The organism is Mesorhizobium loti (genome assembly GCF_013170705.1).
Classification (GTDB): Bacteria; Pseudomonadota; Alphaproteobacteria; order Rhizobiales; family Rhizobiaceae; genus Mesorhizobium; species Mesorhizobium loti_D.
Genome location: NZ_CP033334.1, coordinates 1,215,471 through 1,233,191, shown reverse-complemented (window position 1 = coordinate 1,233,191; position 17,721 = coordinate 1,215,471). Strand labels below are relative to the sequence as shown.

14 protein-coding genes are annotated in these 17,721 nt (G+C 65.1%); 4 read left to right on the top strand and 10 right to left on the bottom strand.

Annotation, left to right across the window (positions count from 1 at the left end; all coding sequences use genetic code 11):
* Positions 1-4 precede the first annotated feature (4 nt).
* From EB815_RS05930 to EB815_RS05915, 4 genes are all read right to left on the bottom strand, one after another.
* On the bottom strand, positions 5-817 hold the full coding sequence (locus EB815_RS05930) for an ABC transporter permease (protein WP_056574832.1): 813 nt from the start codon (positions 815-817) through the stop codon (positions 5-7).
* A complete protein-coding gene (locus tag EB815_RS05925) occupies positions 817-1,680 on the bottom strand; it encodes an ABC transporter permease (protein WP_056574830.1) in 864 nt (287 codons plus the stop codon). The genes EB815_RS05930 and EB815_RS05925 overlap by 1 nt, the downstream gene beginning before the upstream one ends.
* A 64-nt stretch (positions 1,681-1,744) precedes the next feature.
* Positions 1,745-2,908 (bottom strand): ABC transporter substrate-binding protein, encoded by a 1,164-nt coding sequence (locus EB815_RS05920; protein ID WP_056574827.1) that lies wholly within the window; start codon positions 2,906-2,908, stop codon positions 1,745-1,747.
* The gene (locus EB815_RS05915; protein ID WP_065005489.1) at positions 2,889-4,025 is read right to left on the bottom strand and encodes an ABC transporter ATP-binding protein; all 1,137 of its coding nucleotides are present in this window, start codon (positions 4,023-4,025) and stop codon (positions 2,889-2,891) included. The genes EB815_RS05920 and EB815_RS05915 overlap by 20 nt, the downstream gene beginning before the upstream one ends.
* A gap of 115 nt (positions 4,026-4,140) precedes the next feature.
* Between EB815_RS05915 and EB815_RS05910 the strand changes: the two genes are divergently transcribed.
* The gene (locus EB815_RS05910) at positions 4,141-4,953 is read left to right on the top strand and encodes a LuxR C-terminal-related transcriptional regulator (RefSeq protein ID WP_056574818.1); all 813 of its coding nucleotides are present in this window, start codon (positions 4,141-4,143) and stop codon (positions 4,951-4,953) included.
* Positions 4,954-4,976: 23 nt separating this feature from the next.
* Here the strand turns inward: EB815_RS05910 and EB815_RS05905 are convergent, their stop codons facing one another.
* Entirely contained in the window at positions 4,977-7,049 is a 2,073-nt protein-coding gene (locus EB815_RS05905; protein WP_056574815.1) for a 3-hydroxyacyl-CoA dehydrogenase NAD-binding domain-containing protein, read from the bottom strand.
* A 106-nt stretch (positions 7,050-7,155) separates the two neighbouring features.
* On the bottom strand, positions 7,156-8,868 hold the full coding sequence (locus EB815_RS05900) for an MFS transporter (protein ID WP_056574812.1): 1,713 nt from the start codon (positions 8,866-8,868) through the stop codon (positions 7,156-7,158).
* 162 nt (positions 8,869-9,030) lie between these two features.
* Here EB815_RS05900 and EB815_RS05895 point away from each other — a divergent pair, with 162 nt between their 5' ends.
* Positions 9,031-9,555 (top strand): TetR/AcrR family transcriptional regulator, encoded by a 525-nt coding sequence (locus EB815_RS05895; RefSeq protein ID WP_162258938.1) that lies wholly within the window; start codon positions 9,031-9,033, stop codon positions 9,553-9,555.
* 9 nt (positions 9,556-9,564) lie between these two features.
* Here EB815_RS05895 and EB815_RS05890 read toward each other — a convergent pair whose 3' ends face one another.
* From EB815_RS05890 to EB815_RS05875, 4 genes are read right to left on the bottom strand one after another with little or no spacing between them, the layout of a single operon-like run.
* Positions 9,565-10,512: an ABC transporter permease gene (locus EB815_RS05890; RefSeq protein WP_056574806.1), complete on the bottom strand. Its 948-nt coding sequence runs from the start codon at positions 10,510-10,512 to the stop codon at positions 9,565-9,567.
* 4 nt (positions 10,513-10,516) lie between these two features.
* Positions 10,517-11,497: an ABC transporter permease gene (locus EB815_RS05885; RefSeq protein ID WP_056574803.1), complete on the bottom strand. Its 981-nt coding sequence runs from the start codon at positions 11,495-11,497 to the stop codon at positions 10,517-10,519.
* 1 nt (position 11,498) lies between these two features.
* Positions 11,499-12,968, bottom strand: coding sequence for a sugar ABC transporter ATP-binding protein (locus EB815_RS05880; protein ID WP_056574800.1), 1,470 nt, complete (start codon positions 12,966-12,968; stop codon positions 11,499-11,501).
* 49 nt (positions 12,969-13,017) lie between these two features.
* Positions 13,018-14,031 carry an ABC transporter substrate-binding protein gene (locus EB815_RS05875; protein WP_056574797.1) on the bottom strand — a complete coding sequence of 338 codons (1,014 nt, stop codon included), beginning with the start codon at positions 14,029-14,031 and terminating at the stop codon, positions 13,018-13,020.
* Between the two features lie 196 nt (positions 14,032-14,227).
* Between EB815_RS05875 and EB815_RS05870 the strand changes: the two genes are divergently transcribed.
* Both EB815_RS05870 and gnd read left to right on the top strand, forming a co-directional pair.
* A complete protein-coding gene (locus tag EB815_RS05870) occupies positions 14,228-16,636 on the top strand; it encodes a glucan 1,4-alpha-glucosidase (protein ID WP_065005487.1) in 2,409 nt (802 codons plus the stop codon).
* A gap of 55 nt (positions 16,637-16,691) precedes the next feature.
* Positions 16,692-17,708: a phosphogluconate dehydrogenase (NAD(+)-dependent, decarboxylating) gene (gnd, locus tag EB815_RS05865; RefSeq protein ID WP_065005486.1), complete on the top strand. Its 1,017-nt coding sequence runs from the start codon at positions 16,692-16,694 to the stop codon at positions 17,706-17,708.
* The last annotated feature ends 13 nt before the right edge of the window (positions 17,709-17,721 follow it).

The window sequence follows — 17,721 nt, the reverse complement described above, 5'->3', positions numbered from 1 at the left end:
GCTTTCAGTTGGATGGCTTGCGCTGGCGCAACTGCCACTGGGCAAGCACCACGAGCAGGACGGAAGCGACGAGCACGATCGTCGCGATGGCGTTGATTTCCGGCGTCACGCCGCGCCGGATCGAGGCGAACACATAGATCGGCAGCGTCGTCTGCGCGCCCGCGACGAAGAAGGCGATGATGAAATCGTCGAAGGAAAAGGTGAAGGCGAGCAGGAAGCCGGCGACCACCGCCGGCATGATCTGCGGCAGCACGATCGAGCGGAATGTCGTCAGCGGCGTCGCGTAGAGATCGCTCGACGCCTCCACGAGATTGCGGTCGAGACTGCCGAGCCGCGTGCCGACGATCATCGTCACCAGCGCCATCGAGAACAGGCCATGCGCAGCGATGATCGAACCATAGCCGAGCGACAGGCGCGGCGGCTGATCGTCAGGCCAGATCGAAGCGAGGAACGGATTGACGACAGCAAACAGCTGGACGAGCGCGACCAGCGTCGAGATGCCGATGACAACGCCGGGAACCACGATCGCGGCTCCCAGCAGCGCGTCGAAGACGGCCCGGGTTCTGATTCCGACACGCGCGAGGCCAAGCGCTGCCGCGGTGCCGAACACCGCTGCCAAGAGGGCACTGGTGGTGGCGATGAACAGGCTGTTCTTCAGCGCTTCGACGAGGAACGGGTTCGACAGCGCCGTGCCGTACCACTGCACCGAGAAGCCGGTGAGCTCGCTGGCATGGCGGCCGGCATTGAAGGAGAACAGCACGACCAGCGCGATCGGCAGATAGAGGAAACCGAAGACGGCAATGACGAAGGCGCGCATCAGATCAGGTCCACGCGGCGGGCGCCCGAGACGCGGGTCGAGATGCGGTTGGCCACGATCAGCACCACAACCGAAACCAGCACCAGCGTGATGGCGATGGCCGATCCGAACGGCCAGTTGCGCGACTGCAGGAACAGGTCGACCAGCGCATTGCCGATGAAGAAAACCTTGCCGCCACCAAGCAGCGTCGGGATCAGGTATTCGCCGAGCAGCAGGATCATCACCAGCGAGAAGCCGGTCATCACGCCCGGCAGCGAAAGTTTCAGGGTCACGCCGAGGAAGGTAGACAGCGGCGTCGCGCCGAGATCGGCGGATGCTTCCAAGAGCCTACGGTCGAGCCGCTCGAGGCTGACATAGATCGGCAGGATCATCAGCGGCAGGTAGCCGTAGACGATACCGAGCAGCACGGCGCCCGGCGTGTTGATCAGCCTGACATCCTCGATGCCGACAAAGGCGAGCAGCGCCGGGATGCCGCGTCCGCCCAGAATGTACATCCAGGCATAGGTCCGCATCAGAAGGCTGGTCCAGAACGGAATGACGACGAGCGCGAGCAGGATCAGCCGCCAGCGCTGCGGTGCCCGCAAGGCGAGGTAGTAGGCGACCGGGTAGGCGACGAGCAGACAGGCCAGCGCGCCCACCGGCGCCAGCACCATCGTGTTCCAGAAGGCCGTCGCCCGCGCCGGAAGGTTGGCATATTGCGCGAAGGTGAAGGCCGCCTGATAGCCGCCTTCCGGTGCCCGCTCGCCGACGCTGAAAACGGCGATCGCGATGAACGGCAGCACCAGGAACACCACCAGCCACGCCGTTGCCGGAGCAAGCAGCAAGGCGGTCAGGAAATTGTGACGAAATCTGTTGCCGTGCATTTGAAACCGCCCCGATACCGACGGGCGTGCGCCCGCCGGTCAATTGTCCGCGTCAGGCCGGCGCTCAGGCCGACTTGAAGCGCGCCATCAGCTCGGCGCGGCCCGGATCGGTCAGCGTTGCCGCTGCGCCGAACTCCAGCGGCGTCAACAGGTCGGCCGCCGGATAGAGGATCGGATTGTCGAGCACTTCCTTGGGCAGCAGCTTGTTGACGCGGGCGTCGGTCGAGGGCGCGCCGTTGGCAAGGTGCTCCTTCACCGCGACCTGCGGGTTCATCAGGTAGTTGAGCAGTGCATAGCCGGCCGGCTTGTTCGGCGCGTCCTTCGGGATGGCGTAGAAGTCGGTCCAGATTTCGCCGCCCTCCTTGCCCAGCACATAGGCGATCTCGGGAATGTCGCGATGCAGCTGCGCGCCGTCATTGGTCCAGCACATCGTCATCCACGCGTCGCCCGCGCGCATGCCCGGCTGGTAGTCGGAGGAGACCGCGAACAGATGCGGCTTGACCTTCAGCAGCAGTTCCTCGGCCTTGGCAAGTTCGTCCTGCTTGAGCGAGTTGAAGGAGTAGCCAAAGTACTTCAGCGCATTGCCGATCGTCGTCAGCTGGTAGTCGTGCACCATGGTGCGGCCGTCGCCCTCGGCCATGGCCGTGTCCCAGAACTCCTTCCAGCTCGTCATCGGCTTGGTCAGCTTCTTGGTGTTGACGGCGAAACCTGTCGTGCCCCAGTTCTTCGGCACGGCGTAGATCACCTTGTCGATCGTGCCCTCCGAGGTGAAGCGCGGGTCTTCCTGCGTGCTGTCGAAATTCGGCAGTTTCGCCATGTCGAGCGGCTCGATGATGCCGAGCTTCTTGTAGGTCGAGATCGTGTAATTGGTCGGCACGAACAGGCTCCAGCCCGAGGCGCCGGCCTGCAGCTTGGCCAGCATCTCCTCGTTAGAGCCGAACACGTTGACCTCGACGGCGACGCCGGTGTCCTTCTTGAAGTTCTCGAAGGTCTGCGGATCATGGTAGTTGGGCCAGGTGGCGATCGACATGCGGTCGCCCAGGTTTTCGGCGGCAAAAGCCGGCGTTGGCATGATGCCGATCTCACGCGCCATCACCGCCGTCGCAATGCCGAGGCCGGTAAGGCCCAGGAAGTCGCGGCGGCCGATCGAGCCGCGCTTGAGGCGCATCAGTTGGTCGACGAATTTTTCAGGGCTTATCGGCAGTCCGTCACGATATGATTTCGACATTTTGGTTTACCCTCTGGTTGGTCCCGTTGTTCTTGGTTTCCGGAAACGCCAGCGGCGTTCCGGCGGCATAGCCGATGGCGACGGGTTCGCCCGGCTTGAAGAGATTGCCTTGTCCGATCAGATGGTCGGCCTTGGCCAGCAGCGTTCCGATGCCCTGGACCTCGATGGCGTATTCCGCGGTCGAGCCCAGGAAGATGCGGTTGCGCACGATGCCCATGAGCGGACCGCTTTGCGGAGCGCCGAGGCTGAGTGATTCCGGGCGCAGGCTGACCGAAACGGTCTCGCCTTGCCGCAAGGCGGTCCGCTTGCGCGCCGCAATGACGGTGCCGTCGGCCAGCGCCACGTCAACCAGATCGCCCGAATGCCCGGTGACCTTGCCGCTCAACAGATTGGTCTTGCCGACGAAATCGGCGACGAACAGATCGGCCGGCTCGTCGTAGATCTCGCTCGGCTGGCCGAGCTGGACGATGCGCCCGCCATTCATGACGCAGACGAAATCGCTCATCGACAGCGCTTCCTCCTGGTCGTGGGTGACAAGCACGAAGGTGATGCCGATCTCGCGCTGCAGGTTCTGCAGCTCGATCTGCATGTCGGTGCGCAGCTTCTTGTCGAGCGCGGCCAGCGGCTCGTCGAGCAACAGCACCGCCGGCTTGTTGACCAGCGCGCGCGCCAGCGCGACACGCTGCTGCTGGCCGCCCGACAGTTCGTGGATCTTGCGGCCGCCATAGCCGGCAAGCCGCACCATTTCGAGCGCTTCGCCGGACCGCTGGCCAATCTCGCGCGACGACAGCCGCGGCCGTGCCTGGCGCAGCCCGTAGGCAACGTTGTCCTCGACATCCAGGTGCGGAAACAGCGCATATTGCTGGAACACCATGTTGACCGGCCGCCGGTAGGGCGGCGTGCCGGCCATGTCCTGGCCGCGGATGAACACCTGGCCTTCGCTCGGCTGTTCGAAGCCGCCGATCATGCGCAGGCACGTTGTCTTGCCGCAGCCGGACGGCCCGAGCAGGGCGACGAAGGCGGAGGGCGGGACAGACAGATCGATGCCGCTGACCGCGGTCACCGCGCCATAACGCTTGGTGACGCCGCGAAACTCGATGTCGGGCACTGCGGTCAAAGGCTGCGGGCTCCAGCGACAGGGCTATTTCCGAACGCTACCAGAGCCAATGGCGACTAGTATATACCTCGCAGGTGGTATATCTGATCTATTTTCGCGTTTAGAGGGGTAGGTATTGGGTGCGTCCCGCAGCGACGAATACAGCCGGCTCGCCGCCCTTGTCGCGGCGACGCGGGAGACGAGCGGCGACCTGTTCGGCAAGGCGATGGTCGATTGGCTGCGCCAGCATGTCAGCTTCGACCACTGCGTGGTCTTCGGCTATCGCGGCGCCTCGCGCCCGCCATTGCTGTTCGAAACCTTCTCGCCGGCGGAAAGCCATGTCTTCGTCGCGCTCTACCAGGAAGGGCCCTATCTGCTCGATCCGTTCCACCACGCCGCGGTCGAGCGCAAGGAGGGGTTCTGGCGCATGCGCGAACTGGCGCCGGACCGCTTCTACGCCAGCGAGTACTTTCGCTCCTACTACAGCCAGACCAGGCTGGCCGAGGAGGTCGGCTTCTTCGTGCCGCTGCCCGGCAAGGACGCGCTGGTGCTGTCGCTGATGCGGCTGCGCGCTTCAGGCCCGTTCGGCACCGCCGACGCCAGGCTGCTGCGCGATATGGCGCCGGCCGTGATCAGCTTCATCCGGCTGCGCTGGCCTACCCTTCCCATCGACGAGCCGGCTGAAGCCAGGCAAGATCAGCCGATCGCCGCGGTCAACGAGTTCGACCGTGCCCATATCTGGAAGAGCCTGTCGCTGACGCCGCGCGAAAAGCATGTGGTCGACCTGGTGCTGCAGGGCCACTCGACGGAATCGATCGCCAGAGCCATGCGGATCGTGCCGGGAACCGTGAAGGTCCACCGCCGCAACATCTACCGCAAGCTCAAGATCAAGTCGCAGGCCGGCCTCTTCGCCCGCTTCGTCGAGATCATCGACGCGCGGATTCGATAACCGCCATAACGCTCGGCATCTGGTCAGGCCGTCGCGTCGGTCTCCCAGGAGCCGGTCTCGGCCATCCGCTTCAGCAGCGGGGCCGGCTTGAACACATCCTTGCCGGTCTGCCGGAACCAATGCTCGAGCCGTTCGACGATCCTGGCTCCGCCTTCGAGGCCGGCCCAGAACATCGGGCCACCCTTGCCGATGGGAAAGCCGTAGCCATTGACCCAGACGACGTCGATGTCCGAGGCGCGGGCCGCGATTTTTTCCTCGAGGATCTTCGCCCCCTCGTTGATCATGGGATAGAGCGTGCGCTCGATGATCTCCTCGGCGCCGATCGCGCGCGGTTCGATGCCCCGCTCGGCCGCCTTGTCGCGGATCAGCGCCTCCACCTCGGGATCGGGAACGCCTGCCCGGGCGCCGGCCTCGTAAAGGTAGAAACCACGGCCGGTCTTCTGGCCGAAGCGCCCCTGCTCGCACAGCGTGTCGGCGATCACGGCCGTCAGGCCGCGTGCCTTGCGGTTGCGCCAGCCAATGTCGAGGCCGGCGAGATCGCCCATCTGGAACGGCCCCATCGGCCAGCCGAAATCGGTGAAGGCCTTGTCGATCTGGCTGGGTGTCGCGCCCTCCAGAAGCAGCGCTTCCGATTCCGAGCCGCGCGCGGCCAGCATGCGGTTGCCGACGAAGCCGTGGCAGACGCCGACGACGACCGCTACCTTGCCGATCCGCCGCGCGAGGTCGACCACCGTCGCCAGCGCATCCGGCGCGGTCTTTTCGGCGCGCACGATCTCCAGCAGTTTCATGACATTGGCCGGCGAAAAGAAATGCAGGCCGAGCACATCCTGCGGCCGCGAGATCGAGCCGGCGATTTCATTGATGTCGAGATAGGAAGTGTTGGTGGCAAGGATCGCGCCCGGCTTGGCGACGGCATCCAGCTTTCCGAAAACCTCCTTCTTGACCGCCATGTCCTCGAACACCGCCTCGATGATCAGGTCGCACTCGGCGAGATCGGCATGATCGGTGGAGCCCTTGAACTGGGCGAGCCGCTGCCGCTTGGCGTCCTCGGTCAGGGAACCGCGCGAAACGGAGACCGCATAGTTCTTCTCGATCGTGCCCAGCCCGCGTTGCAACGCCTCCCCGCTGGTTTCCAGCAAGGTCACGGGATAGCCGCCATTGGCGAAGGCCATGGCGATGCCGCCGCCCATCGTGCCGGCGCCGATGACGCCGATCCGTGCGATCCTGCGCTTGGGCGTGTCCTTGCCGGGAAGCTTTGCCGCCTCGCGTTCGGCGAAGAACAGATGACGCTGGGCGCGCGACTGGTCGCTGCCGACAAGCGTCACGAACAGCGCGCGCTCCGCCGCCAGCGCCTCGTCGAAGGGCAGCGTGACGGCGTTGCGCACCGCTTGCGCACACGCGATCGGCGCTTCCAGCCCGCGCGCTTTCCTGGCGAGGTCGGCGGCCTCGGCATCGAAAGCCCTGAGGTCGGTTTCCTTGAGCCCGTCGTCGCGATCACGCACCGGCGTGAAGGGGCCACCCTTGCGGGCGATCTCCCGGGCGAAGTTCACGGCATGCGTGGTCAGATCGCCTTCGAAAACGGCGTCCACGAGACCGGCGGCATGCGCCTCGGCCGCACCGATCGGCGTGCCGGAAACGATCATCCTCAGCGCCTTCACCCCGCCGACCAGGCGCGGCAGCCGTACAGTGCCGCCGCCGCCCGGCAATAGCCCAAGCTTCACCTCGGGAAGGCCGAGCCTGGCGCCGGCATCGGCAACGCGGAAATGGCAGCCAAGCGCCAGCTCCAGGCCGCCGCCGAGCGCGGTGCCGTGAATGGCGGCGACCGTCGGCTTGGCGATGGTCTCAAGCGTGACGATCAGGGCGCGCAGATCGGGCTGTTGCACCGGCTTGCCGAATTCCGTGATGTCGGCGCCGGCAACGAAAGTCCGTCCAGCGCAGGCAATCACGATGGCCGCGACCGAAACATCACCGCGCAAGGAAACCAGCGCGTGCATCAGCGGATCGCGGACATGAAAACTCAGCGCGTTGACCGGCGGATTGTCGATGATGACGATGGCAACGTCGCCGTCCCGGCTGACCTTCACGAAATCGGACACACAAACCTCCCAACAATGGTGAGCGGCATGGCCGCGATCGGGATTTACAGGGCTATGGCGCGGATGGGAACCAGATGCCTGCCTGGCACAGTGTTTACCGTGTGGATCAGCGCCGGCCGGCACCCTCCGCCGCCAGCATCTCCGGCATCGCGGTATCGATGGTGCGTCCGCCGCGCCAGGAGGCGAACGCCGCCACAAGGTAGAGAATGGCCGAGAAGGTGAAGGCGAAGACCAAGCCATGCTTGAACGGCCCCGACATCAACTCAGGGAAGAAGACATGGCCGGTCAGCGTGTCGATGCTTTGCTGCGGCAGCGCGTGCAGTACATTGGCCGGGATCAGTTCGCCCATCGGGTTGTAGCCGAGGAAGGCTGCGAACAGGCTGGCGACCGGCGGCATGTTGGCGATCTGGTGAGCGACCGCTTCAGGCACGTGCTGCGCCAGCAGGCCGGCCTCCATGCTCTGCGGCAGGCTGGCGGCGAGGCCGACGATCATCAGGCTGAAGAACAGGCCGATCGACAGCACCTGGCCGGCATTGGTGGTGGTGGCGCGCATGCCGGAGGCCTGGCCGCGTTCGCGCGCCGGCACCGAATTCATGATCTGCGTCGAGTTCGGCGCCACGAACAGGCCGGAGCCGAGGCCGTTGAGGAACAGCAGCGCGGCGAAAACCGTGTAGGAGAAATCGGCCGGCAGCGCCATCAGCGCCACGAAGCTCGCGGCGCCCACGACCATGCCGCCAACAGCGAAGGGCACGCCGCCGACCCGGTCGGAGAAATAGCCCGATACAGGACCGGCGATGAGGAAGCCGACCGTCAGCGGCAGCATGAAGATCGCCGACCACAGCGGCGTCTCCTCGAAGGAATAGCCATGCAGCGGCAGCCAGATGCCTTGCAGCCAGACGATGAGCATGAATTGCAACCCGCCGCGTGCTATGCCCGAGGCGAGATTGGCTATGTTGCCATAGGCGAAGCCGGGGATGCGGAACAGTTTGAGGTCGAGCATCGGCTTGGCGACGCGCTGCTCGATGAAGACGAAGGCGATCAGCGAGGCGAAGCCGACCGCAAACAGGATCAACACCTTCGGGCTGGTCCACGCCATCACCTGGTCGCCATAGGGCTGCAGCCCGTAGGTGATGGCGGTGAGGATGAGCACGAGGCCGAGGCCGAAGCTGATATTGCCGAGCCAGTCGATCGTGTGGGTGGAGCGGTTCGGCGCATCGTGCAGCTTGAGATACGCCCAGACCGTGCCGACGAGGCCGAACGGCACGTTGATCCAGAACACCAGACGCCAGTCGGTGTCGGCAAGCAGGCCGCCGATCAAAAGTCCGACAAACTGGCCGCCAATCGCCGCCACGACATTGATGCCGAGCGCGAAACCGCGCTCGTTTTCCGGAAAGGCATCGGTGAGCAGCGCAGTGGAGTTGGCCATGATCAGCGCGCCGCCAATGCCCTGGATGATGCGCACGGATATCAGGTATATCGCTGCGAAATCGCCTTGTCCCGGCAACAGGCCGAGCGCGATCGAGGCGGCGGTGAAGACGGCAAAACCGAGATTGTACATTTTCGCCCGGCCGAACTGGTCGCCGAGCCGGCCGAAGGCCACGACCAGCACCGCTGTGGCGATCATGTAGCCGATGATCGCCCAGAGCAGATAATTGATATTGCCGGGATCGAGCGCCTTGAGGCCGATGCCGCGGAACACCGCCGGCAGGCTGATCAGCAGGATCGAGCCATTGATGGCGGCGGCCAGCATGCCGAGCGTGGTATTGCTCAGGACCATCCATTTGTGGCTCTGCGGGCGGCTGTCTGCGGCGGTATTCATGGTGGCAAGGTCCAAGGATGCTGGCGCGGTTGCCGTCAGCGGTATATATGAGGATAGTCTCAGGTTTGGAATATGAGGATGGCCTCGGAAAAAGCAAGAGCGTCGGTGGCGAATCCGCGTGCGCCGCAGCAAAAAAGAGGGCGCGAACGGGTCGCGGCACTCATGGCGAGCGCGGCAGCGCTGTTCGTCGAGAAGGGTTTCGACGCCACCACGATGACCGAGATCGCCGCCCGAGCCGGCGCCGCCATCGGCACGCTCTACCTTTTCTTCCCCACCAAGGAAGCGTTGGCGCAAGCCATTCTGGCCGAGAACGCGGAAACCCTGTCAACTCAGCTTGACGCCTTGCAGGAACAGGCCAAGGGCCTGGCGCCGGCAGCGATCGCCGACGCGCTGTTCGAGGTGCTGGGCCGTTTCGTCGCCACGCACCCGGTCTATTCCGCGTTGCTCGACCTGCCCGGTGACGATGGCTGGCGCCGCGCGATGCGGGCTCGCCGGCGCGACCAGATCGCCGCGCTGTTCGCGCGGGCCGAGCCGCCGCTTCCAGCCGGCAAGGCCGAGCGGCTCGCCGTCATCGTGCCGCAGCTGATGCGCATCCCGCTGGCGCTGGTCGGCGAGAAACGGTTGCGCGACGGCGTGCTCGAGGAATTAAGGCTGATGCTTGCAAGGCACCTCGAGGGCAGTGCGTAACCGGACGACTCAGCGCACCGCCTTCTCCCCACCGGCAGCCGTAATGACGCCGACGATGATCAGCCCCGTCAGCAGCAACCGCACGCCGGCGCTGACGCCGAACGTGTTGAGCATGGTGAGCAGCAACACCAGGAACAGCGCCGCGCCCCACACACCCGGCACATTGGCCTTGCCGCCGGCGACCGACGTGCCGCCGATGACGACGACAGCGATCGAGGCCAGCAGGTATTCATTGCCGATATCGACATTGGCGCCACGGAAATAACCGGCGAGCAGCGCACCGTCGATGCCGCCGAGCGCCCCCGACAGCGTATAGGTGAGGAAGCGGATGCGGCCGACATTGACGCCGGCGAGCCACGCGGCGCGGATGTTCTGGCCGATCGCCAGCACCGAGCGGCCATAGATCATGCGCTGCAAGGCGATGGCCGCCCCGATGGTGAACAGCACGGTCAGGATCGCCAGCACGGGAATGCCCAGGATCTGCCAATTGGTGAAATCGGCGAAACCGGGCGGCGGCTTGATCTGCAGCCCGCGCCCATAGCTGATGTCGATCGACTGGATGATGAAGCTCGCCGACAAGGTGGCGATGATCGGTGGAATGCGCAGCGCCCAGATCAGCAGGTAGTTGACCGCGCCGATCGCCGCGCCGCAGGCGAGCGCGGCAAGCAGCCCGACCACGATCATGGCGTCGCTGCCGGCCATCACCTTCATGGCAACGGCACTGGCGAGCCCGATATTGGCCGGCAGCGACAGGTCGACATTGCCGGGCCCGAGCGTGATGACGAACATCTGGCCGACGCCGACGATGACGGTGAACACCGCGAGCGAGAGTGCCGCCGTGACCATGCCGCCGGCGCCATGGCCGCCGGTGAAGGCGATCGTCGCCAGCCACACGACAAGCGCGCCGACGAACGACCAGACCCAGGGTTTGGCGGCCAGCGATTTCACCAAGACCATCGCCTCACCTCTCCCTGCGGCTGATCAGCACCCGCGCCGCCAGCACGATGATCAGGATGGCGCCGTTGGCGGCCACCTGCCAGTCGGGTGGAATGTGCATGAAGGTGAGCAGCGGCGAGGCCGCCAGCGCCAGCGTCAGCGCGCCGATCACCGCGCCGATCGGCGACACCCGGCCGCCGACGAATTCGCCGCCGCCGAGGATGACGCCGGCGATCGCCAGCAGCGTGTAGCCATTGCCGATATTGGCGTCGGCCGAGGTGGTGATGCCGATCAGCGCCATGCCGGACAGCACGCCGAACAGGCCGGCCAGCGCGAACAGCACGACCTTGGTTTTGAGCAACGACCAGCCGGCACGTCGAAGCGCTGCCGGATTGCCGCCGGAACCGCGCAGGATCACGCCATAGGAGGTGCGCATCAGGCCAAAATGGACAATGAGACCGATCAGCAGCGCCGCGATGATCGGGAAAGGAATGAAAGGCGGCTTGAACGACATGATCGCCAGCAGCCAGTCCGGCGCCTTGCCGCCGGGCTTGGGCAGGACGAGAATGGCCAACCCCTGCCAGACGAAACTCATGCCGAGCGTCACCACGATGGAAGGCAGATTGCGCAGATGGATCAGCGCGCCGAGCAGCGCATAGACGCCGATCGAGCCGAGCAGGATGGCGACGCCGATGAGCGGCGCGTCCTTCAGCCAGGTCGCGGTGACACAGCCGACGAAACCGACAAACGTGCCGATCGACAGGTCGAGCTCATTGCCTGATATGACGAACATCTGCGCGATCGTCGCCAGCGCGATCGGGATCGCCAGGTTCAGCATCAGGCTGAAGCCGAAATAGCTGATCGCGCGTGGATTGAGCCAGGCAATGGCGAGCAGCACCAGCGCCAAGGACAGCGCCGGCAGCAAGCCACGCAGCAGGCGGGCGCGCGCCGCCGCATTGCGCGCCGCCGCCCCTTTGAAGCCATTGTCGATGGATGCTGCCGTCATCTCAGGCCGCATCGCCGAACGAGGACTGGATGATCTTTTCCTCCGTCAGTTCGTCGCGCGTGAGGTTGGCGACGATGCGGCCGTTCTTGAAGACATAGACGTGGTCGCAATTGTCGAGCTCTTCGGTTTCGGTCGTGTACCAGAGGAAGGTGCGGCCGCGGCCAGCCTCCTCGCGCACGAGGTCGTACACTTCGAGCTTGGTGCCGATGTCGACGCCGCGCATCGGGTCGTCCATCAGCACGATCTGCGCGTCGGAGCCGAGCGCGCGGGCGAACAATGCCTTCTGCTGGTTGCCGCCCGACAGCGAGAAGATGTTGTTGTTCATGTCGGGCGTGCGGATGCCGATCCTCTTCTGCCAGGCCTCGGCAAGTTCGGCCTCGCGCTGTGGCGAGATCAACAACCCCTTGCGCAGGCGCGCCAGCGAACGGATGCCGATGTTCTGCGCGATCGACCATTGCGGGAAGATGCCGTCCGACTGACGGTCGCCCGCGACAAGCGCCACTGGCGCGGTCACCTCGATCCCCGTCTTGGCACGCGAGGCTCCGCTGAAGATCGCCAGCAGCAGGTCGGTCTGGCCATGACCGGCCAATCCGGCAAGGCCGATGATCTCGCCGGCCCGCGCCTCGAGGTCGGCGCCATCCTTCTGCGCGGCGGGCCGTGCCCGCACCCGCAGCGGACCCGCCCCGGGTTTCGCGGCAGCCGCTTGCGCCGCGATCTTGCGGCGTGCTTCCGCGCCGCCCATCACCGTCACCAGCCGGTCGCGGTCGAAGACATCGGCCGCATCCGACGCCACCACCTTGCCGTCGCGCATCACCACGATCCGGTCGGCGTTCTTCAGCACCTCGCCCAGCACATGCGAGATCAGGATGCAGCTCTTGCCGCCGGCGACGAAGCGGCGCACGAAGGCCAGCAATTGACCGGCCGTATGCGCGTCGAGCGACGATGTCGGCTCGTCGAGAATGACGAGATCGAGCCGGTCCTGGGTGACCGTGAAGGCGCGCGCCACCTCGACCATCTGGCGCCGCCCGATCGAGAGGTCGCCGACAATGTCCCAGGCCGAGATGCCATGGTCCGGGAAGATCTCGTCCAGCTTGGCGGTGATCAGCGCGGCCGCATTGCGCCGCCAGCCGAAGCCGGAGAGCGAGGCATGGTTGATGCGCGTGTTCTCGGCGACACTGAGGTTGGGGCAGAGTGACAGTTCCTGGAACACGCAACGTATGCCGAGTTTTTGCGCACGCGACACCGAGTAGTTCTCCTCGATGCCGCCATGCACGCCGATCTTGCCGCTGTCGGGCACCATCGTGCCCGCCACCATGTGCATCAGCGTCGATTTGCCGGCGCCATTGTGGCCGACCAGGCCGACGCACTCGCCAGGCCCGACATGAAAATCCACCCCGCCCAGCGCGCGAACGGCGCCGAAATGTTTTTCGGCGCCGTTCAGTCTGATGATGTCAGCGTTCCCTTCAGGCATGCTCAACGGTACCCGCTCGGCGATACGGACGGCAACGCTGCCGCGATGCTCACTTGATGTTGGCTTTGATGGCCGCCATTGCATCTGCCTGGCTGTATTCGTGGGTCGCGACGCCGCCTTCCTTGATCTTCGGCAGCGCGGCCTCGAAATCGTCCTGGGTGAAGGCCAGATATGGCACCAGGAGATCGTGCGGAATATCCTTGCGGCCGTCGAGCACCTGTTGCGCCACCCAGAAGGCAAGCGAGGACACGCCGGGTGCGATCGAAGCCGACCAGGTCTTGTAGCCGTCCTTGTCCTTCTGTTCCTTCCACCACTTCAGCTCGTCCTGGCGGTTGCCCATGATGATGGTCGGGCGCGGCTTTTTGGCGGCGGCGAAAGCCTGTGCCGCGCCATAGCCGTCCCCGCCCTGATCGACGATGCCGACGACATCGGGCAGCGAGGGCAAGATGGTCGCGACCGCTTTCTGCGCCGTCGTCTGGTCCCAGTCGCCGGTCACCGAACCGACGATCTTGAATTCGGGATGGGCGGCGACGCCCTCGAGGATACCGGCATGGATGGCATCGTCGATGGATGTGCCGGCAAGGCCGCGGATTTCCAGCAGGTTCCCGCCCTTCGGCTGGAACTTGGCCATCTGCTCGATTTCCTGCTTGCCCATATCCTTGAAGTCGACAACGACGCGATAGGCGCAGGGCTCGGTGACGATGCCGTCGAAGGAGACGACCACGATCCCGGCGTCGCAGGCCTGCTTGATGGCGCCGTTGAGCGCATCCGGCGAGGCGGCGTTGATGACGATGGCGTCATAGCCCTGCAGGATGAGGTTCTGCACCTGGGCTGCCTGCGTCGGCACCTCCTTGTCGGCGGTGGTGAAGATGTCGGCCGCGCCGACGATCTTGTCGGCGACCGCCTTCTTGGTGACGATGCCGTAGCTGTCGAGCATGGCTTGCCGCCACGAATTGCCGGCGTAATTGTTGGAGAACGCGATCTTCTTGCCGCTGGTGTCGGCAAGTGCGGTGCCCGAGGCCAACATAACCGTCAGCGCACCCAGAACGAGCAGTTTCTTCATATGATTTCCTCCCAAAGTTGCTAGTTTTGCCTGATGATCGTTACGCACAGTCCCTGTTTTTTATCTATTGTCAGACAAATTCAGACGAACCGCAAGCTGTCAACTGCAAAGCTTGGCGTGCCTTCGATCAACTTGCGGTGCGATGATTGAAAAAGCCGCCCGCACATGGTCTAGGAGCACGACAGGAGGCCATTTGATGGCAGTAACGCCGACCGTCGCCAAAGGCGCCCCCGGAATACCGGCGCGCTGGACATCAAGCGCCAAGAGTGGCGTCGGCACCGCGTTTTCGGCCAGGAGCCCGCTCTGGTTCACCATCAGTCACGGCATCTTGAACGAGATCTATTATCCGCGTCTCGACAGCGCCTGCACGCGCGACATGGAGCTGATCGTCACCGGCCCCGGCGGCTATTTCTCGGAAGAGAAGCGCGACGCCGCGCACGCCATCGCGCCGTTCGAGGACGGCGTGCCGGGCTACAGGCTGACCAACACCGCGGCGGACGGCGCCTACCGTATCGAAAAACGCATCATTACGGATCCGAAACGGCCTGTCCTGCTGCAGGAGATTGCATTCGTGCCGCTGAAAGGTCCAGCAGCCGGCTACCATGTCCACGCGCTGCTTGCGCCGCACCTCGTCAACGCGGGCATGGGCAATACCGCCTGGGTTGGCGAACACAAGGGCCAGCGCATGCTCTTCGCCACGGGGCGCGGCGTCTCCCTGGCGCTGGCTTCCTCACTGCCCTGGCATGACTGCTCGGCCGGCTATGTCGGTTTCTCCGACGGATGGCAGCAATTGCAGAACGGCGGTGCGCTCGATCCCTCCTGCCAGCGGGCGGAAGACGGCAATGTCGCGCTGACCGGTGAGATCGGCTTTTCCCCTGGCAAGACCACGGCCTTGCTGGCGCTTGGCTTCGGCGCTTCGCCGGAAGCAGCCGCGGACCTGGCGCTGGCCAGTCTCAAGCAGGGTTTCGACGCCGCCGCCGAAACCTATGTCGGGAACTGGCGGGCATTTCAGACCGGGCTGGAGAAGCTCGACCGCCACACCGCCTCCGGGCTGAACACCTACCGTGTGAGCACCGCGGTTCTGGCCACGCATCTCTCGGTCGCGAGACCCGGCGCCGCCGTTGCCAGCCTGTCGATCCCATGGGGCTTCAACAAGGGCGACGACGATCTCGGCGGCTACCACCTAGTCTGGCCCCGCGACCTGGTCGAGACGGCTGGCGGTTTCCTTGCCGCCGGCGACGGCAAGCAGGCGCTGCAGATCCTGGCCTATCTGCGCTCGATCCAGCAGCCGGACGGTCACTGGCCGCAGAATGTCTGGTCGGACGGCACCGCCTACTGGCCCGGCATCCAGATGGACGAATGCGCCTTTCCGCTGCTTCTGGCCGACGCCTTGCGCCGCGCGGGCCATCTGCCGCGTGCCAGGCTCGCCGATTTCATGGCCATGATCGAAGCCGCCGCTTCCTATGTCGTGCGCAACGGACCCGTCACCGGCGAGGACCGCTGGGAGGAGGACGCCGGATACAGCCCGTTCACGCTGGCCGTCGAGATCGCCGCGCTGCTTGCCGCCGCCGACATGCTGGATGTCGCCGGAAAGAGTGAGCCGGCAAACTACCTGCGCGAAACCGCTGATTGCTGGAACGATCAGATCGAACGCTGGACCTACGTCACGGGCACTCAGCTCTCCATCGACGCAGGCGTCACAGGCTATTATGTCCGCATCGCGCCGCCGGACGATGCGGGCGCCGCCACGCCGAAGGACGGCTTCGTGCCGATCAAGAACCGTCCACCGGCCGACACCGACAAACCGGCGGAAGCCATAGTCAGTCCCGACGCCCTGGCCCTGGTTCGCTTTGGCCTCAGGGCGGCCGACGATCCGCGCATCGTCGATACGGTCAAGGCCGTCGATGCGCTTTTGCGTTGCGATCTGCCGCAAGGCCCGGTCTGGTACCGCTACACCAGTGACGGCTATGGCGAGCACGAGGACGGCGCGCCTTTTGACGGCACCGGCCAGGGACGCGCCTGGCCCTTGCTCGCCGGCGAGCGGGCGCATTACGAGCTTGCCGCCGGCCGCAAGGAGAAAGCCGTGCAGCTTCTCGAGACCTTCGAGCGTTCGGCGGGCATAGGCGGGCTGCTACCGGAACAGGTTTGGGACAACGCGGATGTGCCGGACCGCGAGTTGTGGCTTGGCAAACCGTCGGGCAGCGCCATGCCGCTGGTCTGGGCACATGCCGAGCACATCAAGCTGTTGCGCTCGCTGCGCGACGGCGCGGTCTTCGACATGCCGCCGCAAGGCGTCGAGCGCTACATCAAGGGCAAGACAAGCTCGCCGCTCAGGACATGGCGCTTCAACAACAAGATCCGCTCCATCCCGGCCGGCAAGGTTTTGCGCGTCGAGCTTTCGGCGCCGGGCGTTGTCCATTGGAGCAGCGACAAATGGCTGACGGTCCAGGACCACAAAACCAGCGAGAACGCTTTCGGCGTTCATCTGGTCGACCTGCCGGTCGCCGGACTGGAGCCGGGAGACACCCTCGTCTTCACTTTTTTCTGGCCCGATGCGATGCGTTGGGAGAATGTCGACTTCAGCGTCGGCATCGACGCATCATGATTAAGGCAGCGGGGCCGATAGATTTGTTCTTTCCTCAAACAATCGGGACGAAACCATGCAGATCGGAATGATGGGACTGGGCCGGATGGGCGCCAACATGGTCCGCCGCCTGATGCGCGACGGCCATGAATGCGTCGTCTACGACATCAACCCCGCCAGCGTCGCGGCCCTGGTGAGCGACGGCGCCCTGGGGGCGGCTTCCCTCACGGAATTCGTCGGCAAGCTCGCCAAGCCGCGCTGTGTCTGGCTGATGCTGCCGGCCGCGATAACAGGCAAGATCATCGATCAGGTCGCGGCGCTGATGGAGCCCGGCGACATCGTCATAGACGGCGGCAATTCCTATTATCACGACGCCGTCGACCAGGCCGCGAAACTGGCAGCCAAGGGTATCCATCTTGTCGATGTCGGCACCAGCGGCGGTGTCTGGGGACTGGAGCGTGGCTACTGCCTGATGATCGGCGGCCCGGACGTGGCGGTGCAGCACCTCGATTCCGTCTTCGCCACGCTGGCGCCGGGCGCCGATGCCGGCTCGCCCGCTCCCGACAAGGCGGCCGGGACCGCGCCCTTCGGCTACCTGCATTGCGGACCGAGCGGCGCAGGCCACTTCGTCAAGATGGTGCATAACGGCATCGAATATGGCGTCATGGCCGCCTATGCCGAAGGCATGAACATCCTGAAATCGGCCAATGCCGGCAAGCGGCAACGGACGGCGGACGCCGAGACCAGCCCGCTGGAGAACCCGCAATATTATCAGTTCGACATCGACCTTCCCCAGGTGGCCGAGGTCTGGCGGCATGGCAGCGTCATCGGTTCCTGGCTGCTCGATCTCACCGCCGGCGCGCTGAAGAGCGATCCGGGCCTGGCGAATTTCGGCGGGCGCGTTTCGGATTCGGGCGAAGGCCGCTGGACGCTGAAGGCGGCGATCGATACCGGCGTCCCGGCGCCGGTGCTGTCCTCGGCCTTGTTCGACCGCTTCTCCTCGCAAGGCGAATCCGAATTCGCCGACAAGCTGTTGTCCGCCATGCGTTATGCCTTCGGCGGCCATGTCGAGAAGCCAAAGGCTGGCCAGTGATGCCACAGCGGGA